The 19,979-nt window shown below is 76.1% G+C and carries 17 protein-coding genes and 1 pseudogene; 7 read left to right on the top strand and 11 right to left on the bottom strand.

Annotation, left to right across the window (positions count from 1 at the left end):
• The first annotated feature begins 498 nt into the window (after positions 1-498).
• Positions 499-933: a cell division protein SepF gene (locus NPS70_RS12985; RefSeq protein WP_256524347.1), complete on the top strand. Its 435-nt coding sequence runs from the start codon at positions 499-501 to the stop codon at positions 931-933.
• 211 nt (positions 934-1,144) lie between these two features.
• On the opposite strand, the gene NPS70_RS12980 is transcribed toward NPS70_RS12985, so the two are convergent.
• Both NPS70_RS12980 and NPS70_RS12975 read right to left on the bottom strand, forming a co-directional pair.
• Complete coding sequence (locus tag NPS70_RS12980) at positions 1,145-2,332, bottom strand: acyl-CoA dehydrogenase family protein (RefSeq protein WP_256524346.1); 1,188 nt, start codon at positions 2,330-2,332, stop codon at positions 1,145-1,147.
• Positions 2,333-2,447: 115 nt separating this feature from the next.
• A complete protein-coding gene (locus tag NPS70_RS12975; protein ID WP_256524345.1) occupies positions 2,448-4,232 on the bottom strand; it encodes an MFS transporter in 1,785 nt (594 codons plus the stop codon).
• Positions 4,233-4,664: 432 nt separating this feature from the next.
• Between NPS70_RS12975 and NPS70_RS12970 the strand changes: the two genes are divergently transcribed.
• A complete protein-coding gene (locus NPS70_RS12970) occupies positions 4,665-5,654 on the top strand; it encodes a phosphatase PAP2 family protein (RefSeq protein WP_256524344.1) in 990 nt (329 codons plus the stop codon).
• Between the two features lie 99 nt (positions 5,655-5,753).
• On the opposite strand, the gene NPS70_RS12965 is transcribed toward NPS70_RS12970, so the two are convergent.
• The 5 genes and pseudogenes from NPS70_RS12965 to NPS70_RS12945 form a co-directional block, all read right to left on the bottom strand.
• On the bottom strand, positions 5,754-5,969 hold the full coding sequence (locus NPS70_RS12965) for an I78 family peptidase inhibitor (RefSeq protein WP_256524343.1): 216 nt from the start codon (positions 5,967-5,969) through the stop codon (positions 5,754-5,756).
• 286 nt (positions 5,970-6,255) lie between these two features.
• A pseudogene (locus NPS70_RS12960) lies at positions 6,256-6,906 on the bottom strand (helix-turn-helix transcriptional regulator); the annotation flags it as partial.
• A gap of 24 nt (positions 6,907-6,930) precedes the next feature.
• The gene (locus NPS70_RS12955; protein ID WP_256524342.1) at positions 6,931-8,211 is read right to left on the bottom strand and encodes a glycosyltransferase; all 1,281 of its coding nucleotides are present in this window, start codon (positions 8,209-8,211) and stop codon (positions 6,931-6,933) included.
• A gap of 80 nt (positions 8,212-8,291) precedes the next feature.
• Entirely contained in the window at positions 8,292-9,620 is a 1,329-nt protein-coding gene (locus NPS70_RS12950; protein WP_374211998.1) for an ABC transporter substrate-binding protein, read from the bottom strand.
• A gap of 106 nt (positions 9,621-9,726) precedes the next feature.
• Positions 9,727-10,251, bottom strand: coding sequence for a hypothetical protein (locus tag NPS70_RS12945; RefSeq protein WP_256524341.1), 525 nt, complete (start codon positions 10,249-10,251; stop codon positions 9,727-9,729).
• A 72-nt stretch (positions 10,252-10,323) separates the two neighbouring features.
• On the opposite strand from NPS70_RS12945, the gene NPS70_RS12940 reads away from it, so the two are divergent.
• From NPS70_RS12940 to NPS70_RS12920, 5 genes are all read left to right on the top strand, one after another.
• The gene (locus NPS70_RS12940) at positions 10,324-10,839 is read left to right on the top strand and encodes a hypothetical protein (protein ID WP_256524340.1); all 516 of its coding nucleotides are present in this window, start codon (positions 10,324-10,326) and stop codon (positions 10,837-10,839) included.
• A complete protein-coding gene (locus NPS70_RS12935; protein WP_256524339.1) occupies positions 10,827-13,394 on the top strand; it encodes an ATP-binding cassette domain-containing protein in 2,568 nt (855 codons plus the stop codon). Before NPS70_RS12940 ends, NPS70_RS12935 begins: the two co-directional genes overlap by 13 nt.
• On the top strand, positions 13,391-14,056 hold the full coding sequence (locus NPS70_RS12930) for an ATP-binding cassette domain-containing protein (protein WP_374211994.1): 666 nt from the start codon (positions 13,391-13,393) through the stop codon (positions 14,054-14,056). Before NPS70_RS12935 ends, NPS70_RS12930 begins: the two co-directional genes overlap by 4 nt.
• 168 nt (positions 14,057-14,224) lie before the next feature.
• Positions 14,225-15,004, top strand: a complete 780-nt coding sequence (locus NPS70_RS12925) for a hypothetical protein (RefSeq protein WP_256524338.1) — start codon at positions 14,225-14,227, stop codon at positions 15,002-15,004.
• A gap of 338 nt (positions 15,005-15,342) precedes the next feature.
• Positions 15,343-15,597, top strand: coding sequence for a hypothetical protein (locus NPS70_RS12920; RefSeq protein ID WP_374211993.1), 255 nt, complete (start codon positions 15,343-15,345; stop codon positions 15,595-15,597).
• 104 nt (positions 15,598-15,701) lie between these two features.
• Here the strand turns inward: NPS70_RS12920 and der are convergent, their stop codons facing one another.
• From der to NPS70_RS12900, 4 genes are all read right to left on the bottom strand, one after another.
• Entirely contained in the window at positions 15,702-17,150 is a 1,449-nt protein-coding gene (der, locus tag NPS70_RS12915; protein ID WP_256524336.1) for a ribosome biogenesis GTPase Der, read from the bottom strand.
• A gap of 64 nt (positions 17,151-17,214) precedes the next feature.
• The gene (locus NPS70_RS12910) at positions 17,215-17,802 is read right to left on the bottom strand and encodes a 1-acyl-sn-glycerol-3-phosphate acyltransferase (RefSeq protein WP_256524563.1); all 588 of its coding nucleotides are present in this window, start codon (positions 17,800-17,802) and stop codon (positions 17,215-17,217) included.
• Between the two features lie 53 nt (positions 17,803-17,855).
• Positions 17,856-18,569, bottom strand: coding sequence for a (d)CMP kinase (gene cmk, locus NPS70_RS12905; RefSeq protein WP_256524335.1), 714 nt, complete (start codon positions 18,567-18,569; stop codon positions 17,856-17,858).
• Between the two features lie 140 nt (positions 18,570-18,709).
• The gene (locus NPS70_RS12900; RefSeq protein WP_256524334.1) at positions 18,710-19,795 is read right to left on the bottom strand and encodes a prephenate dehydrogenase; all 1,086 of its coding nucleotides are present in this window, start codon (positions 19,793-19,795) and stop codon (positions 18,710-18,712) included.
• Positions 19,796-19,979: the final 184 nt, after the last annotated feature.

Below are 19,979 nucleotides of genomic sequence, written 5' to 3'. Positions count from 1 at the left end.
GCGCTACAAGGGCGCCTTTCGGCCGCCGCGCGCCGCCCACCGGCACCGCACCGAGGAGGCACGGCCCCACCGCGGGGAAGGACCGGGACCGGGTGCCGCCCGGGGTGGCGCACCGGCGCCTGAGCTCCCGTCAGGACCGCCCCCCGCAGGGCCCCGCGGGCACGCTCCGGGACCGCGGGGCGGCACGGCCCGGCCCCTCGGGACACGACGGTCCCGCCCGGAGTCGGGCGGCGCATCGGGGGCATCGTAGCGACAGGGGCGTTCACCCGTACGCCCTGGCCGTCACCCGTCTGGTCCGACTTTTATATTTTGATCCCCTCATGCCCCCTACACAGGAAGAACCTTGACGAATCGCCACATCCTCTGCACCAGTACCGTCACGAATCCCCTGCGCGGCGGCTATCCACTTGGCGCGCGATCCGCATGATGGACGACCATAGGGGTGCGGATACGACAGAGACCGCAGTGGGACCACTGCATCAGCGGAAGGAGGCGTCCATGGGTTCGGTACGCAAGGCGAGCGCCTGGCTGGGACTCGTCGAGGACAACGACGGGCGTTACTACGACGACGAGTACGCCGAGGGTGCGGAGACCGGTGACGCCTGGGTCACCGACCCCCGTGTGCGTGTGGCCTCCGAATCCGCCCAGGAGGAGGGCCGCCGGATCGCGACGGTCTCCCCTGACGGCTTCCGCGACGCCCGGGGCATCGGCGAGCTGTTCCGCGACGGCGTGCCCGTGATCGTGAACCTGACGGCGATGGAGCCGGGCGACGCCAAGCGCGTGGTGGACTTCGCCGCCGGGCTCGCCTTCGGGCTGCGCGGGTCGATCGAGCGCGTGGCGCAGCGGGTGTTCCTGCTGACCCCCGCCGACACCCGGATCGTCACCGGGGACCCCGCCGGCCGCTCGCAGGACGGCTTCTTCAACCAGAGCTGAGCGGTCCCCGCGCCCGGCCCCGCCGGACCGGCCCGCCGAGGCGGCCCGGCGTCGGCGGGGTGCCCCCGCCCGCCGGACCGGCGGGCGCACCACGACCGCCACGGCACCACGCCGCACCACCCGGGCGCACCCGGCACGAGGGCGGCCCCCGCCCGTCGACGCACCGGGGCCGACAGCGCGCGCCGATCCGCCGGGGACCGCGGGACGGCGCTCAGCGGAAGGCGTCGAGGCCGGTCAGCGCCTTGCCCAGCACCAGCTGGTGCATCTCGACCGTGCCCTCGTAGGTGAGCACCGACTCCAGGTTCGTGGCGTGGCGCATCACGGGGTACTCCAGCGAGATCCCGTTGGCCCCGAGGACGGTGCGCGCCGTGCGGCAGATCTCGATGGCCTCGCGCACGTTGTTGAGCTTGCCGAAGCTGACCTGCTCCGGGCGGAGCGTACCGGCGTCCATCCGCCGGCCGAGGTGGTGCGCGAGCAGGATGCCCTTGTGGAGTTCGAGGGCCATGTCGGCGAGCTTCGCCTGGGTGAGCTGGAAGCCGCCGATGGGGCGCCCGAACTGCTCGCGGCTGCGGGCGTACTCCCGCGCCGACTCGAAACTGGCGCGGGCGGCACCCATCGCGCCCCACACGATGCCGTAGCGCGCGTGGTTGAGGCAGCTGAGCGGGCCGCGCAGCCCGCTGACCCCGGGGAGCACGGCGTCGGCGGGCAGGCGCACGTCGTCCATGACCAGTTCGCTGGTGACCGAGGCCCGCAGCGACCACTTGTGCCGGATCTCGGGGGCGGAGAACCCGGGCGTGTCCGTGGGGACGGCGAAGCCGCGGATGCCGTCGTCCGTCTGCGCCCAGACGACCGCCACCCCGGCGGCCGATCCGTTGGTGATCCACATCTTGCGCCCGGTGAGCACCCAGTCCCCGCCGTCGCGCTTGGCGTAGGTCCGCATACCGGCGGGGTCGGAGCCGTGGTCGGGTTCGGTGAGGCCGAAGCAGCCGATGGTCTCGCCCGCGGCCATCCCCGGCAGCCAGCGCTGCTTCTGCTCCTCGGAGCCGTAGCGGTGGATCGCGTACATGGCGAGCGAGCCCTGTACGGAGACGAGGGAGCGGATGCCCGAGTCGGCGGCCTCCAGCTCCAGGCAGGCGAGGCCGTACTGGACCGCGGTGGCGCCGGCGCACCCGTAGCCGTCGAGGGACATCCCGAGGGCGCCGAGGGAGCCGAGTTCCCGGGCGAGGTCGCGCAGGGGGAGCTCGCCGCGCTCGTACCAGTCGGCGATCTCCGGCAGGACGCGGTCGGCGGCCCAGGAGCGGACGGTGTCGCGGACCGCCAGGTCCTCGGGCCCGAGCAGGTCGTCGATGCCGAGCGGGTCGACCGGGTCGAAGGAGGGGCGCTTCGCGGGTGCGGACAAGGGATGCCTCCGGCGGCTCTCGCACGGTGCCCGCCGCGGAGCGGCCGGGCGGTGGTGACGTGTCGGCGACAGCAGGAAAACCTGCGGTGCTCATGACCGCGTCCGACGGTACGGCTCAGTGCGCCGCCCGTCCAGACCCGGCTGCTTCGGCGCGCTCGTGGCCGCGGTTCCTGCCGGGATCGGCGGGTCGTGGCACGGTCGGCGCGGCATCGACCGGCGGCGCGGCGGCGGTGCCCGCCGTGCGGGCGGCGCCTGCGGCGGGCTCCCCGGAGCCGGGGCGGCGCGTCGCCGGGAGCGCGGGCTCGGCCCGGTGCGGGGCGTCCGGGCCCTGCGGTCCGGGCCGGTGGTGCGCGCCGTGCGCCGCGAGTGTCTCCATCCTCCGGGGCAGGCGCAGCGCGGCGGCGGCGCCGAGCAGCAGCAGGCCCGCGCTCACCACCAGGGCGAGGTGCAGCCCGCCGACGAAGGAGGTGCGGGCGGTGGTGCGCAGCAGCTCGCCGGCCTCCCCGCCGAGCCGGTCGGCCACCTGGTACGCCTCGCCCAGGGAGTGCGAGGCGGCGGAGCTCGCCGCGGCGGGCACACCGTCCAGCGCGGCCACCGGAGGCCCGTAGGCCGCGTTCATCACGCTGCCGAGCAGGGCGATGCCCATCCCCGCGCCGAGCTGGTAGGAGGTCTCGCCGATGGCGGCCGCCCCGCCGGCCTGCTCGGGCGGGGCCTCGCTCAGCATCGACTCGTAGGCGCCGAAGAGGGTGGTCTGGAGCCCGAAGCCGAGCAGCACGAAGCCGGCGGTGAGCAGCAGGGGGCGGTCGTGCTGGCCCATCAGCAGGAGCAGCAGCACCGCGGCGGCGGTGAGGACGAAGCCCCAGCCGACCATGCGGCGCGGGCCGAGCCGGCGCAGCGTGAAGGAGCCCGTGGCGCCGGCGGCCATGGCGGCGAAGGTGAGGGGCAGCAGGCGCAGCCCCGTCTCCAGCGGGGTCAGGCCGAGGACGAGCTGGAGGTACTGGACGGCGATCAGCTCAAGGCCGACCAGGGCCAGCATGGCCAGGACGATGCAGCCCACCGAGGTGGAGAACGCGGCCCGCGCGAACATGCGCATGTCGATCAGAGGGTGCGGCCGCCGCTTCTGGCGCCGCACGAAGAGCGCGAGCAGGACGCACCCGGCGCCCACACTGAGCGTGGCGGCGGGGTCCAGGAGGGCCGCGCCGGCGCCGAGGCGCTTCACCCCGAGGACCACGCCGAGCACGCCGCCCGCCGCGGCCAGCGCGCCCACCACGTCCCAGGGCCCGTCGGATCCGCCGCGCGACTCGGGCAGCAGCCACCGGCCGACGGGCAGCACGAGGGCCATCAGCGGGATGTTGATCAGGAAGACCGAGCCCCAGTGGAAGTTCTCGACCAGGAAGCCTCCGAGCACGGGCCCGGTGGCGGCGCCCACGGCGGCCACGGCGGTCCAGATGCCGATGGCGGTGGCCCGCTCGGCCCGGTCGGGGAAGACCGCCCGCAGGATCGACAGGGTGGCGGGCATGATCATGGCGCCGCCCACGCCGAGCAGGACACGCGCGGCGATCAGCACCTCGGGGGTGGGGGCGAAGGCGGCGACGGCGGAGGCGAGCCCGAACACCGCGTAGCCGATCAGCAGCAGTCTGCGGCGCCCGACCCGGTCGCCGAGCGTACCGAACATGATCAGCAGGGAGGCGCAGACCAGCGGGTAGGCGTCGACGATCCACAGCAGTTCGACGCCGCTGGGGCGGAGGTCCTCGGTGACGGCGGGCACCGCGACGTGGAGCACCGTCGCGTCGAGGGCGACCAGGAGGAGGCTCACGCACAGGACGACGAGGACGACCCAGCGGTTGGCACCGCCGCCGACGGCGCGCAGGCGTGCCCCGGCCGTGGTCGTCACGGTCATGTACGAACCTCCCGTAGATTCCTCGCGCTCGGCGGACCGGCCGGGGACGGTGCCGTTCGGGTCCCGCGGGCGGCCCGGCATCGACGGGCGAGTGAGCGCCAGCGTACGCGAGTTCCCGCGCAGTGCGCGTGGTCGATCTCTCACCGCCGCGCCGCCCCCGTGTGGCGTACGCCACTCGCCTGCCCCGGGGGCGGCGGATCATGGGGGCCGTGAACGCGGCGCGAACGGCGTCCGTAATACCGGTGAACCCCGCCCGGGTGCCCCGGAATGAACCTCCCGGGAAACCCGGACGAATTCCCCCCGGCAGCACTTCGGCCTATTTTCGGAACGGCTCGAATTCGAGTGGATCAGAGACGAACTCCACATCACGTAGGCATCACGAATGGAGTGGATCGACCGGACCACCCGCTCACTCGCTGTAACGTCGATTGGGTGCGTACCGACATCTTTGCCCGGCTGGACCGGGAGCCGGAACCGCCGAAGATAGAGATCCCGCGGATGAGCCGCACGCGTCTCGCCCTCTTCGGCGGGACCTCCGCGTTCTACGCGGCCATCGTCGTCGCCGTGCTGGCGTCGACCTGGCTCGTGGCCCTCGACTGGAAGGTCATGCTCTTCCGGCCGTTCGAGCAGTGGCCGCAGCCGCACGCGTTCCTCGACTACTTCGTGGTCCTCGGTCAGCGCGGCCCCACGGCCGTGATGGTCGCGGCATGGCTGGGCTGGCGCTCCTGGCGGCAGCACACGCTCCGGCCCCTGCTGGCCCTCGGCGCGGCACTGCTGCTACTCAACGTCACCGTGGGCGCGGTCAAGATCGGACTGGGCCGGCTGGGACCCCACTACGCGACGGAGATCGGCTCGGCCGAGCTCTTCGCCGGCGGCGATATATTTCCCTCCGGCCACACCGCCAACGCGGTCGTGACCTGGGGAATCCTGGCCTATCTGGCGACCACCCCGCGGGCCCGCAGATATCTCTCGGCCCTGTCCGCGGTGGTCTCCCTGGGCGTGGGCCTGACGACCGTCTACATCGGCACACACTGGCTCAGCGACGTGCTGCTGGGCTGGGCTGCGGGGCTGCTGATCCTTCTGGGGCTGCCCTGGTGCGAGCCGGTGATCGCCCGCACCGAGGTCTGGCTCCTCGGGCTCCGGGACCGCTGGCGCGCCCGCGCCCCGGAGCCGCCGCGGCCGGTCGCGGCGGGCGCTCCGCAGCCGGGCCCGGTCCCGCAGCGCGAGCTGGTCTCGCAGCTGGAAAGCGGCACCGCGGCGCACGAACACGCGCCCCGGCACGCCGGAGCCCGGCCGGGCAGCGCCTCCCGCACCGCGACGCACACCCCCGTGCGCCCGCACACGGGCCGCCCGGAGCGTTCGCCGGTGTCGCCCACCGGCAGCAGGCGCCCGCCGCACTCGCGGCCGCTGCCGGGAGCCTGAGCGCCCGGCAGAGGCGGGCGAGGAGCGCGCCGAGGGCCCCGGAGCCGCGGCTCCGGGGCCCTCGGCGCGCCCGCCCTGTTCCGCGGCCGCCCGCCGCACTCAGCCCTTCCAGCAGCGGATCACGGTGCCGTCGCGCACCTCGAAGTTGAGGCGGCCCTCCAGGTACTCCATGGTGATGATCGCGCCGGGAGGCAGCTCGCGGACCGTCGTCCAGCCGCGCCGGCGGGCGAGCCGCCCGGCCTCCCCGGCGCCGAGGCCGACGTAGGAGTCGGGGGCGTCGTCGGGCTGTTCCCGGTGGGTCGGTATCGGTGCCATGACTCCCACGGTAGGGGCCTGCGGGCGGTCGCGGAAGCTCGGAATGTGATCTTCCGCATCGCGCCCGGATACCTTCGCGGTCACGCTTCTGTCACAGGATCCCGACAGCGGCCGAGACCTGCGTCACTCGAACTGCTTCACCCGAACGGGCAATACCGGGCGGCCGCGCGGATAGCGGTCCGGTAATTCACGGGACCCGGAAAACGCAATGCGCGCAGGCGGCGGGAAGCGCCATTCGATGAAACCGGTCACCCCGGCGGGGAGAATGGAGGCAGCGCCGCCGCTTTCACCGTTCCCCCACAACTCCGCCATCGGTTCCGTCCACTCGCCCCGCCTCCGCGCGCCCTCCCGTGCACCCGTCGCCCCCCTGGCCCGCGGCGAGCGCCCGGCAGAGCCGGTCCCGCAGATGCCCCGTCGGCCGGCCGGCTCCACCACCTCGAAGTCGACGCCCAGCAGCAGCACGGGGACCACCAGCGCGTCCAGGCCGTCCGCACCGGTCCGCAGCAGGCAGGTGCGGTCGTCGACCGCCTCCAGCACACCGTCGGACGGTCCGGCGAAGCCCGCCGCCTCCTCCGCCGAGCGGTGCGGCCGGACCACCGCGCGCCGGGTAGGCCCGGACGGCGATCCCCTGGGAGACAGGGGCGGCGAGGTCCTCGGAGGGCGGGGTGCGGGGTGCGAAGCGGGGCCCGTGCGGCGGCCCGGGGACGAGCCGGTCCACGCGCAGGGTGCGCCGGCTCCGGCGGTCGGTGTCCCAGGCCACCAGGTACCAGCGCCGCTCCGTGCACACCGGGCGGTGGGGCTCCGGCGTGCGCCGGGTCGGCACTCCGCGGTGGTCCCGGTACTCGCAGCGCAGCACCTCCACGTCGCGGCAGGCGTGGGCGAGCTCCGTCAGCACCGCCGGGTCGACGGCCGGGCCCCGGTGGCCGCGGAGCACGGGCCCGGGCCCACGGCGCCGGGGCGCTCAGCGCCGGGCGCCCCGCAGGCGGTCCGCCACCGCGTAGCGCAGGGCGTACCCGGCGTCGTAGAGCGCGCTTCGCCCCCGGTGGACGGCCTCGCGCACGTCGCCGCCGGAGCGCCCGTGCGCCCCGGCGGCGACGAGTTCGGCGCACAGCTCCTCGTGGCTCCGGGCGATCCTCGCCGGATCGAAGCGCGCCGAGGCCGCGAGGGCCGCCCGCCCCGCCCGGCGCCGCAGCCCCTCGTCCTCGATCAGCTCCAGCAGGGCCCCCGCGAAGGCGTCGCCGTCCCCGACGGGCACCAGCCGCCCGTCCACACCGTCCTCGATGATCTCGCGCGGGCCGAGCGGGCAGTCGGTGGCGACCACCGGCAGGCCGCAGCGCATCGCCTCGACGATGCTCATCCCGAAGGACTCGCGCTCCGAGGTGACGGCGGCGAGCGAGCCCTTGGCCCACTCCCGGTCCATCGGCTGCGCGGTGCCCATGAGGAACACGTGCTCCGCGAGCCCGCGGCGGTCGATCAGCTCGCGCAGGGCGTCCTTCTCGTTCCCGGTGGCGTCCCCGCTGCCGTAGATGCGCAGTCGCCAGTCCGGGCGGACCGCGACCACCTTCGCGAATGCCTCGACGAGCACGTCGTAGCGCTTGACCCGGGTCAGCCGCCCGGCGGCGACCACGCAGCGGGCCGCGGGATCGGCCGGTCCCGCGGCGGGCTCGGGAACGCTGTTCGGCAGCGCCTCGATCCGGACGCCGGGCAGCCGCAGGCGCTCCCGGTAGGCCCGGGCGTCGGCCTCGGTGACGGTGGTGACGGCGTCGAGCATGGTGTAGCGGTGCCCGATCTCGCGCCGGAGGCGGTAGCCGTGGCTGTCGAGCGTCAGGTGCTCCTGGCCGATGCGGACGACGCCCCGGGGAGCCTGCCGGGCGATGTGGACGTTGAGCCCGGGCCGGGTGCCGATCACCACGTCGGCCCGCAGCCCCGCCAGGTGCGCGGCGATCCGCGCGTCGGTCAGCCTGCTGTACTGCCGGTGGCGCCCGTCGCCGCGCGGGAAGACCCGGGCGGGCCTGCGGGCCAGCGGGTCGTCGCCGTCGTAGCCGGGGCTCTTCTTCCGCAGGTCGACCAGGTGCCGCAGCGCGACCCCGGACGGCGCCCCCATCGTCGGCTCGTCGCGGTGGCGGAAGACCGAGACGATCTCGACCTCGTGGCGCTCGGCGAGGGCCTGGGCGAGATTGAAGGTCGTGCGGATCGTCCCGCCGATGCCGTACGCGTTGTGCAGCAGAAACGACATGCGCATACGGCGCCGCTGCCTCCGTTCCCTGTGCCCGTGGCCGCTCCCCCGGCGGGGAGCCCGTCCGTGAGGAGCGTACTCGCCGGTCAGGGCCGGTACGGAAGCTGGGGCACGGTGAAGCAGTCGCGGGTCATGTCCCGGCCCTGGTCCACCCAGCCGCGTCCGTCCTGCCAGCGGACCACGGACAGGCAGGTGCGCCGCGTCGCCGGCGGTTCGGCGAGTCGCTCGAAAGAGACCGGGAGCAGCAGCCCCCCGGCGGTGTAGGGGGCGGACTCCCGCACGGCGCGGTCCACGCAGGCCCGCGTCGGGTCGCGGCCGCAGGAGGCGGCCGCGTCGGCGAACCACCGGGCGGCGGCCCAGCCCTCCAGCTGCCACTGGGACAGCGGGCCGGCCGAGGCGCCGTGGCGGCGCATCCCCTCGCGGAACTCCGCCACGGCCGGGTGCGCGGCCTCGTCGTGGTTGCGGCTGGACCCGGTGGCCCACAGCGCGTTGCGGCAGCGGGGCGCGTCCGCGTAGTCGTCGGCCACCGCGTCGTTCCAGTTCTGCACGTTGGTGACCTTGGCGGTGAAATCCGCCCCCGCGCCGTCCAGCGCCTGGCACAGGCGGACGTTGCCGTGCGTGTCCAGGGCGTCGAAGACGAGGTCGGCACCGCTGCGGGCGATGTCGGCGGCGGCCGCGCGGAAGTTGGGCAGGGCGAAGTCCACCTGCTCGCGGACGACGGTGTAGCCCTCCTCCTCCAGCCCCCGCGCCATCAGCCGGGCGTACGCGGCGGAGGCGGCCTGGTTGTAGGACACCACGGCCGCGGTACGGGCGCCCTGCTCCTCGCGGAACCACCGGTAGACCTCCGTGCCGCCGTAGAGCGTGCCGTCCCAGCCCGGGGACCGGCCGGTGCGGGGGGCCGCGCTGCCGTAGATGCCGTAGAGGTGCGGATAGGTGTCGTACGCGGGCCCGAGGGGCTGCCCTCCGATGTCCGGCACCCCCGCCCGGGCCACCCTGGCGGCCCCCGCGTAGTCGAAGGCGGTGGTGGCGACGAGGGCGACCACCCCGTGCTCGTCCACGAGCCGGTGCACGCACGCGGTGTTGCCGGGGCCGCTGCCCCCGTCGTCGCAGCCGACCACCTCCACGGGGCGGCCGTGGATGCCGCCCCGGGCGTTCAGGGCCGCGAAGTAGGCCCGGGCGCCCTCACCGGGCGCGTCGAAGGCGCCGCCTCCGACCGGGCTGGTGGAGCTGGCGATGACGCCGACGCGGATCGGTTCCCCCCGGGCCGGGGTGCCGGACGCGGTGGGGCGGGGGAAGTCCGCCTCGGGCAGGCGGCTGCCGCACGCCGCGGAGGCCGCGAGGAGGGCCGCGCCGAGCAGCGCGCCCGCGGTGCGCGCCCGGCGGTGCCGGACCGCCCGGCGGGCGGACGCCCACACCGGCGCCGTGCCCGTGCCGCCCCCGCCCGCCGCGCGGGCGCAGCACGCGCGGGCACGCCGTGCGCCGCGGGCCACGACCCGGTCCTTCGGCGGTCGCCCGGCCCGCTCAGCAGCCCGGCACGGACGGGGCCTCGGCGCTCAGGGAGACCAGCCCGCACAGGGCGTTCTGGGAGACCTTCCAGACCCCGTCCTCCTCGACCGCGGTGCCCCGGGTGTCGGGCAGCACCACGACGCCGTCCACCAGGAGGTCGTAGGTGACCTCGGCCTCGGTCGGCGAGGTGAACTCCACGCCGGTGACCTCCGCCCCGACGGCCGCCGCGTTCTGGTCGCCGGAGAACGCGGCCAGCGCGGGCCTCAGCTCCTCGCCGTTCTCCAGGACGGCCACCTTCTGCTCGGTCGTCGTGGAGGGGTCGAAGAACACGTCCCAGCTCTCCTCGATCTGGTCCTCGGCCGCCGCCGGGTCCGCCGGTCCCGCGCCCTCGGTGGGCGAGGCCGGGGAGGTGGCGGCCGGGGTCGGCGAGGTGGCGGAGCCGGAGCCGGAGTCGTCGGAGCAGCCGACGGCCAGCGGCCCGAGGACGAGGACCGCCGCAGCCGCCCAGACCGCCCCGCGGGAGTGCCTTGTGTGAGCCATCGCGATCACCACCGGTTCTCGGCTTCCAGCGTCCGCCGCTTCGGGGCATAGTGCAAGAAAGGAGGCATCGCGATGCCGACGTCCCGACTGCTGTGGTGGGGTGCTCTCGCGGCCCTGGCCTGCGGCGTCCTGCTGTGCGTACTCGGCTGGTACGGGGTCTCGGGCGAGCGTGTCGCCGAGCGGCAGCTCCCCTACCTCGCCTCCTCCACGGTGCCGGGGGCCGCGCTGCTCGTGGTGGGTGCCGTCCTGGCCGTGGGGTCGGTGCGCGAGGCCCGTGAGGAGGCGGCCGGGCAGGACGCCGGGGGACCGCGGGACCGGGCGGCGCGGCCCGCTCCGGAGGCGCCGTGGGAGGCGGGGGCGCACGGCCCGCCGGCCGCCGTCTCCGAGGAACCGCCGGTCCGGGTCCCGGGTGGCCGGCTCGCCCACCGGCCGGACTGCCCGCTGGTCGCGGGCAGGCCCGTTGAGCCCGCGGAGGCGGCGGGGGCGGAGGGCGGAGGGGAGAGCGGGGAGCCCCCGCAGGCGGGCGGCGACGGCGCACCGGTCCCCTGCCCGGTCTGCGAACCGTGGACGCGGCCGTGGCCTCGCTGACCTACGACCTGACCCTCGCCGGGCTCGCCGTCGGCAGTGCCGCCGCACTCACCGGGATCGGACTGGTCGTCACCTACCGGACCACCGGGGTGCTCAACCTCGCCCACGGTGCCGTGGCGATGGTGTGCGCCTTCGTGCTGCGCCAGTTCACCGTCGGCTGGGGCTGGCCGCTCGCCGCGGGGGCGGCCGTCACGCTGCTCGTCGTCGCGCCGGGCATCGGCCTCCTCCTCGACCGGGCCGTCTTCCGGCCGTTGTCCTCGCCCTCCCCCGACCCCGCGCGGACCCTTGTCGCCTCCATCGGCGTGTTCGTCCTGCTGGTGGGCGCCGCGGCCGTGCTGTGGGGCACCGGTGCGCGGACCGACGCCCCCGTGCTCGTGCCGGACGAGCCCTGGGCCCAGGTGGCGGCCGCCGTGCTGCTGGCCGCGGCGGTCGCGGCCGCCGTCCGCCGGACCGGGTTCGGACGGCAGGTGCGGGCGGTCGTGGACGACCGGGAGCTGGCCGGGCTGGGGGGTGTGGACGCGGACCGGGTCGCGGCCGCGGGCTGGGCCTTCGGCTCGTTCACGGCCGGGCTCACCGGTGTCCTGCTCGCCCCCTACCTGCGGCTCGACCCCTTCGGCCTGCCCCTGCTGGTGGTCGAGGTGCTCGCGGTCGCCGTCATCGCGCGGATGCGCAGCCTCGCGGTCGCCGTGGCCGCGGCCCTGGCCATCGGTGTGGCGCAGGCGCAGATGACCCGCCTGCACCCCGGGGGCGAGGCCGGGACCCTGGTGCAGGCGCTGGGGGCGAACCTGTTCGTGGTGGCCCTGCTGGTCGCCGCGCTGGTACTGCCGGGGCCCGGCGGGGCGGGCGGCTGGGTCGGCCGGGCGGCCGCCCCGCCGGTGCGGATCCCCCGGGGGGTCGTCGCCGCGGCGGCCGTGCTGCTCCTGCTGCCCCTGGGCCTGGCGGGAGACGACCTGAGCAGCGCCGTCCAGGTCCCCGCCCTCGCGGTCGCCCTGCTGTCCCTGGTGGTCGTGACCGGGCGGGGCGGTCAGATCTCCCTGTGCCAGGCGGCGTTCGCGGGGCTCGGCGCCCTGGGCACCGCCCTGCTGGCCGCGGGCCGCTTCCCCGGGCTGCCCGCCCTGCCCGGGCTCCTCGCGCCGGCGGCGGCGGTGCTGCTGGTCGTCCCCCTGGGGCTGCTCACCGGCTGGCCCGCGATCCGCCGCCACGGCCTGGCGGTGGCGCTGGCGACCCTCGCCGTGGGCGTGGCGGTCAGCCGGTTCGTGCTCGACCAGCCCTACGCGACGGCGGGACTGACGGTGTCCCGGCCGGCCGGCCTGGCGGCCGACCGCGCCTACTACGCGGTCGAACTCGCCGTGCTGGCCTGCGCCCTGGCGGCCGTCGCCGCGCTGCGCCGGGGCCGGGCGGGGCGCACCCTGGCCGCCCTGCGCGACCACGAGGCGGGGGCGGAGGCGGCGGGGCTCGCCGTCCGCCCCCTGAAACTCCTGGTGTTCACGGCGGGGGCGGCACTGGCCGCCCTCGGGGGCGGGCTCCTCGTCCTGGGGACGGGGGCCTTCGACCCGGCGGCCTTCGACCCGGTCCGCAGCCTGCTGTGGTTCGCGGCCGTGTTCGTGCTCGGCGCCGACAACCCGCTGTCACCGCTGATCGCGGCGGTGCTCCTGGTCGGCCTGGACGCGGGGGCGGCGGCCGTGGTGGTGGGCCTGCTGGCCGCCTTCTCCGGCGTGCTGCCCTCGTGGTCGGCCGTGCGGGAGCGGCTCGTGGCGGGCCCGGGCCGGGCCCCGCGCCCGGCGCCCGCGCGGCGGGGGGCGCGGGCCGCGGGGGGCGGTGCGGCCGGACGCTCCCCCGCGCGCTCCGGGACGGCCCGGCGCTCCGAGACGCCCGCGCGGGCCGTGCCGCCCGCGGCCGGTCCGCTCCCCGCCGCGGGCGGGCTGGCCGCCCACGGGGTGCGGAAGTCCTACGACGGCCTCCCGGTGCTGCTCGGGGTGGACCTGGGGGTGCCCCCCGCCCGCGTCACCGCCCTCGTCGGGGCGAACGGCGCCGGGAAGAGCACGCTGTTCGACTGCCTGTGCGGCACACTGCGGCCCGACGCGGGGCGCGTCGAACTCGACGGGGCGGACCTCACACGCAGCCCCGCGCACACCCGTTTCCGGCTCGGTGTCGCACGCACCTTCCAGGAGCCCGCCGTGTTCGGCTCGCTGACGGTCGAGGAGAACGTCCGGGTGGGTGCGGAGCACGGCCCGGGCGGTGCCCCCGGCACCGAGGCCGCCCTGCGGCTGCTCGGACTCGCCGGCCCCGTGCGCGCGCTTCCCGCGGCGGGGCTTCCGACGGGCGTGCTGCGCCGGGTCGAGCTGGCCCGCGCCCTCGCCTCCGGCCCGCACACGCTGCTGCTGGACGAGCCTGCCGCGGGCCTGGACCCCGTGGAGGCCGAGGCCCTGGCCAGGCTGCTCGCGGCCCTGGCCGCCGACGGCACCGCGGTGCTGGTGGTCGAGCACGACCTCGACCTGGTGGAGCGGATCGCCGACGCGGTGGTCGTGCTGGAGGGCGGGAGGATCCTGCGGTGACGGCGGCCATGCGGGCGCTGGGCGTGCGGGTCCGCTACGGGCCCCTGGAGGCGCTGCACGGTGTCGACCTGACGGTCCCCTCCGGTGCCGTCACGGTGCTCCTCGGCCGCAACGGCTCGGGGCGCACCACGCTGCTGCGGGTGCTGGCGGGGACCGTGCGCCCCGCCGAGGGGACCGTGCTGCTGGGGGGCCGCGACGTGACCGCGCTGGCCGCCCACCGCCGGGCGCGTGCCGGGGTGCTGCTGGTGCCGGAGGCGCCCGCGGTGCACGCCGGCCTGACGGTGCGCGACAACCTGGAGCTCGTGCGCCCCGGCGCCGACCAGGGCCCGGCCCTGCGGGCCTACCCCGCCCTGGAGCGGCTGCTCGACCGCCGCGCGGCCACGCTGTCGGGGGGTGAGCGGCGGATGCTCGCGGTGGGCCGGGCCCTGCTGTCGGCCGCCGGGGTCCTGCTCCTCGACGAACCGGTCGTCGGCATGGCGCCCGGGGCGGCGGCCTCGACGTACCGGCTGCTGGGCGAGCGGGCGGCCGCCGGAGCGGCCGTGGTTCTCGCCGAGCAGCGGCTGCCCGGCGCACTGGCCCGGGACACGGGACCCCCGGTCGTGGTGGCGGTGCTGCGCCGGGGGGCGGTGGTGTTCCGCGGGGAGGCGGCAGAGGTCCGCTGAGGGGCGCACCCGGTCGGGGCGGCACGGCGGCGGTGCGGCACGGGCCGCGCGGCCGCCGCGCCCGGATTTCGTTCCCCCCGGGCGCGTGACCCCCGCCGTGCGTCGCCCGTTGACCCTTTACGAGCCGGGACCCGCCCGGCGCACCCGATCAAGTCCGAGGAGCCCCCCGTGCCGCGCATGCTCGACGTCAGCGAGGACGTACGTGCCGAGATCGGCGACGAAGAGGCCGAGCGGCTGCTCGCCGGCCACAACGCACCCGGCAGCTACGACTGCACCTCCTGCCGCACCCCGGGCGACTCCGAGCAGGAGCGCACCAGCACGGTGCTGTTCGTCGGCGAGGAGACCGCCGTCCTGGCGTTCGCCCACGCCACCTGCATCCCCTCCCAGGTCGTCCACGTGGCCGAGGACCAGTTGCAGGGGGCCGTCCGTTCCATCACCGGCGAGGAGCCGCAGATCCCGGGGGCCGCTCCGCAGCAGGCCGTGCTCGGGGTCACCAGCGGCCTCGTCCTGATCGGCGGGGAGCTGCACCCGGCGCTCGTCGTCGAGCCCACGGCACCCATCGCCCGCCCGGGGACCGCGGGCAACGGCGGGGACGACTTCCTGCCGCTGCTCATCGAGCACGGCTTCCAGCCCGTCATGGACGTCAACCAGGTGCCGGCCCAGCTTCCGGGCTGGTCCGTGCTGGTGGCCATGGGCCAGCTGCACGCGGTGCTCCAGCCCGCCGCGGGCGGAGGCAGCCCGGTCGCCTGGTGGCAGGCGCACCAGCCGCTCCAGGTCACCGACGGCTGGCGCACGGCGGCCAACAAGACGCAGAACGTGCTGGTCTTCGCGGCCCCGGTGGGCTCGATCGGCCAGCAGCCGCGCGAGGACCTGCTGCGCGAGGCCCTGGAGAAGGCGGCCGCGAACGGGCGCCTGGTGGCGGCGACCATGCCGCTGGCCGGTACCTGAGGCCCCCGGACCGGCGAGAGCCGGTCCGCTCCGCGCCGGGCGCCCGCGGGGGCGGCCCCGCTCGCGGCGGTGCGGGCGCGGAGCCCGATCCGGGGCGGTGCCGGGGGCCCCTCCCTCCCGGTGCCGCCCGCCGCCGTGCGCCCGGGCCCCTACCGCCGCGTCGGACTTCCGCGGCGGTGGCCTGGGGCTTTGCCATGCCACGGGAACAGGGCGGGGCGCCGACCGCATCCGCAGGGCCGTCCCGTCGTTGCAGGTACGTGCACACATACGACCCAGCCCGCCAGCCGCACCAGAGCCAGATCCCCTCGATGCGCCCCGTCCGTGACGGTTCGTCCGGCATGTCGCCGACGCCGATCTACGACGCGCTCTACTCGGAGTACCTGAGAGCCTTCAAGACGCTCCCGGGCGACCGCAGCGGCGAGGAGCACATCGGGTTCCGGGCGTTCGGAACCACCGGACTGCACAGCACCCGGCCCGGGACGACCGGCCCGGGGCACCAGCAGGGCCACTGGCAGCCGTACCACCAGGTGGTACGGCCCCCGGGCGGCTACCAGCCCGCCGCGCTGCCCCCCGCCCCCCGCCGGGGGCTGTGAGCGGGCAGCGCCCCGCCCGGCGCCCGGGCGCGGGACGGCCCTCGCCCGGGTGCCCGGGACCGCTGCGGCGGTCCCGGGCACCCGGGCTGCGACCTGTCAGCGCGTCACTTCTTGCGGCCGCGCTTCTCGCGCACCCGGACGGAGATGTGCAGGGGCGTGCCCTCGAAGCCGAACTCCTCGCGCAGCCTGCGCTCCACGAAGCGGCGGTAGCCGTGCTCCAGGAAGCCCGAGGCGAAGAGCACGAAGCGGGGCGGCTTGGTGCCCGCCTGCGTTCCGAAGAGGATGCGGGGCTGCTTGCCGCCCCGGATCGGGTGCGGGTGGGCGGCGACCAGCTCGCCGAGGAAGGAGTTCAGCCGACCGGTGGGGACGCGGGTCTCCCAGCCGGCGAGGGCCGTCTCGATGGCCGGGACGAGCTTCTCCATGTGGCGGCCGGTGCGCGCCGAGACGTTGACCCGGGGGGCCCAGGCGACCTGGCCGAGCTCGGTCTCGATCTCGCGCTCCAGGTAGTAGCGCCGCTCCTCGTCGAGGGTGTCCCACTTGTTGTAGGCGATGACCATGGCACGGCCCGCCTCCACTGCCATGGTGATGATGCGCTGGTCCTGCACGCTGATGCTCTCGCCCGCGTCGATCAGGACGACGGCGACCTCGGCCTTCTCGACGGCGGCCGCGGTGCGCAGCGAGGCGTAGTAGTCGGCGCCCTCCTGGAGGTGGACCCGGCGGCGGATGCCCGCGGTGTCGACGAACTTCCAGGTGACCCCGCCGAGTTCGATGAGCTCGTCCACCGGGTCGCGGGTGGTGCCGGCGAGCTCGTTGACCACCACGCGCTCCTCGCGGGCGACCTTGTTGAGCAGCGAGGACTTGCCGACGTTCGGGCGGCCGATCAGGGCGATGCGGCGCGGACCGCCGACGGGGGTGCCGAAGGTCTGCGCCGGGGCGTCGGGCAGGGCCTCCAGGACCGCGTCGAGCATGTCGCCGGTGCCGCGGCCGTGGAGCGCGGAGACCGGGTGCGGCTCACCGAGGCCGAGGGACCACAGGGCGGTGGCGTCGGCCTCGCCGCTGGGCCCGTCGACCTTGTTGGCGCAGAGCACCACGGGCTTGCCCGCACGGCGCAGCAGCTTGACGACGGCCTCGTCGGTGTCGGTGGCCCCCACGGTGGCGTCGACGACGAAGACGACCGCGTCGGCGGCCTCGATGGCGTACTCGGCCTGCGCGGCGACGGAGGCGTCGATGCCGAGGACGTCCTGCTCCCAGCCACCGGTGTCGACGACCTTGAAGCGGCGGCCCGCCCACTCGGCCTCGTAGGTGACGCGGTCGCGGGTGACGCCCGGCCGGTCCTCCACGACCGCTTCGCGGCGGCCGATCACGCGGTTCACCAGGGTCGACTTGCCGACGTTGGGGCGGCCGACGATGGCGAGGACGGGGAGCGGGCCGTGGCCGGCCTCCTCGATCGCGCCCTCCACGTCCTCGGCGTCGAAGCCCTCTTCCGCGGCGAGCTCCATGAACTCCGCGTACTCGGCGTCGCCGAGTGCTCCGTGGTCGTGCTGGTCGTTCATGAAGTCCGTTCCTCGTTCGTCACCAGGCCGCGTCGGGCGGCCCGTCACTCGGGTCAAGTCTCGCTCAGCGCCCGGTCAGGCGCCTGGCGTTTTCCAGGTGGGAGGTGAGGCGCTCCTGGATGCGCACGGTCGCCTCGTCGAGCGCCCTGCGCGTGCGGCGGCCGCTGCCGTCGCCCGCGGCGAAGGGGTCGCCGAAGACGAGGTCGACGCGGCTGCGCAGCGGCGGGAGCTGCGGCACCAGGCGGCCGCGGCGGTCCGTGCTGCCCAGCACCGCGACGGGCACGATCGGGGCACCGCTGCGGACGGCGAAGTACGCCAGCCCGGCCCGCAGCGAGGCGAAGTCGCCCTCGCCCCGGGTGCCCTCGGGGAAGATCCCGAGGACCCCGCCGCGCTCCAGGATGCCGAGGGCGCTGCCTATCGCCGTGCGGTCGGCCGCCGTCCGGTCCACGGGTACCTGGCCGATACCGGACAGGAAAGGCCCCAGGGGCCCGACGAAGGCCTCCTTCTTGATCAGGAAGTGCACGGGGCGCGGCGCGGTGCCCATGAGCATCGGGCCGTCGATGTTGTGCGCGTGGTTGACGGCGAGGATCATGGGCCCCTCGGCCGGTACGCGCCAGGCGCCCAGGACGCGGGGGCGCCACAGGCCCCGCATGAGCCCTATGCCGATCCGTCTGCCGACGGCCGCGCCCTTCAGGGAGGGAGCGGTCACCGGGCGGCCGTCCGCTCCCCGGCACCCGGCAGCGCGTCGCGGCGCTCCTCGACCAGGGCCACCACGCGCTCCACCACCTGCTGGAGGGTGAGCTCGGTCGTGTCGACCTCGACCGCGTCGTCGGCCTTGGCCAGCGGGGAGGTCTTGCGGCCGGAGTCGGCCGCGTCCCGGGCGACCAGCGCGGCGCGCGTGGCGGCCACGTCCGAGCCCTTGATCTCGCCGCTGCGCCGGGCAGCGCGGGCCTCCGGCGAGGCGGTGAGGAAGATCTTCAGGTCGGCGTCGGGCAGCACGGTGGTGCCGATGTCCCGCCCCTCCACGACGATGCCCCGCGCGGCCGCCGCGGCGATGGAGCGCTGCAGCCCGGTGATGACCTCCCGCACCTCGGGCACCGCGCTGACGGCGCTGACCTTGGAGGTGACCTCCTGGGTGCGGATGGGCCCGGAGGCGTCGACACCGTCGACGGTGATGGCGGGGGCGGCCGGGTCGGTGCCGGACTCGATCACGGGCTTGCCCGCGGCGCTCGCGATCGCGAGCGGGTCGGCGGTGTCGACACCGTTGGACAGCATCCACCAGGTGATGGCGCGGTACTGGGCGCCGGTGTCCAGGTAGCTGAGCCCGAGGGCCGAGGCGACGGCCTTCGAGGTGCTCGACTTGCCCGTGCCGGAGGGGCCGTCGATGGCGACGATCACGGATTCCACGGTGTCGGACACCTTTCAGGTCTGCGGGAGGATCGGCGGCGGGACCGCCGAGGGCACAGCACAAGGTTACCGAGTGCCGGAGGTCCCTCCTGCACGCGGAGCGGGCCCCCGGAGCCCGGGGCTCCGGGGGCGGCGGCGCGGGGCGCCGCGCGCTACGGGCGCAGAGCCCAGCCGCGCTCCCGCAGGGCGGCTCCGAGGACCTGCGCCGCGGCGGGTTCCACCATCAGCTGCACCACGCCCGCCTGCTGCCCGGTGGCGTGCTCGATGCGGACGTCCTCGATGTTCACGCCGATCCGGCCGGCATCGGCGAAGATCCGCGCCAGCTCGCCGGGCTGGTCGCTGATCAGCACCGCGACCGTCTCGTACGCCGCCGGGGCGGCGCCGTGCTTGCCGGGGACCCGGGCGCGGCCGGCGTTGCCGCGGCGCAGCACGTCCTCCACGCCCCGGGCCGCTCCGGGGCGCTCGGTCGCGTCCCCGGTGTGCAGGGCGCGCAGCGCGCGCACGGTCTCGTCCAGGTCGGCGGCGACCTCGGCGAGCACGTCGGCGACCGGGCCGGGGTTGGCGGCGAGGATGTCGACCCACATCCGGGGGTCGGAGGCCGCGATGCGGGTGACGTCCCGGATGCCCTGGCCGCAGAGCCGGACGGCGGTGTCGTCGGCCGCCTCCAGGCGCGCGGCCACCAGCGAGGAGACCAGCTGCGGGGTGTGCGAGACGAGGGCGACGGCCCGGTCGTGGGCGTCGGCGTCCATGACGACCGGCACGGCCCGGCACAGGGCCACCAGCTCCAGAGCGAGGTTGAGCACCTCGGTGTCCGTGCCGGGGGTCGGGGTGAGCACCCAGGGCCGCCCCTCGAAGAGGTCGGCGGTGGCGGCGAGGGGGCCCGAGGTCTCCTTGCCGGACATCGGGTGCGTGCCGATGTAGGCGGACAGGTCGGCACCGAGCCGCTCCAGCTCGCGGCGCGGACCGCCCTTGACGCTGGCGACGTCGAGGTAGCCGCGGGCCCGTCCGGCCTTCATCGCCTCGGCGAGCGCGGCGGCGGTGCGGGCGGGCGGGACGGCCACCACCGCCAGGTCAACGGGGCCCTCCGGCGCCTCCTCGGTGCCGGCGCCGAGCGCGGCGGCGGTGCGGGCCTGTGCCGCGTCGTGGTCGACGAGGTGGACCCGGACGCCGCGGCCCGCGAGGGCGAGCGCGGCCGAGGTGCCGATCAGTCCGGTTCCGATGACGAGCGCGGTTCTCACGGGTGGGCGTCCTAGGGATGCGGGCGGGTGCGGGCGGGTGGTGCCGTCGGTGGGGGCGGCGGGCCCGCGCTCAGCGTACGGGCTGCCCCGCGCGCCTGCCGGTCCCGCCCCGGGCCCGTTCCGCGGTCCGCCCGCGCGGTGGGCCGCCTCTGGCGCGCCTGCGCCGGAGGCGGCCGGCGGCGGG

The organism is Streptomyces sp. C10-9-1, from assembly GCF_024497955.1.
Classification (GTDB): Bacteria; Actinomycetota; Actinomycetes; order Streptomycetales; family Streptomycetaceae; genus Streptomyces; species Streptomyces sanyensis.
Note: the sequence above shows the minus strand (reverse complement) of the source record. Positions and strands in the feature narration are given on the sequence as shown.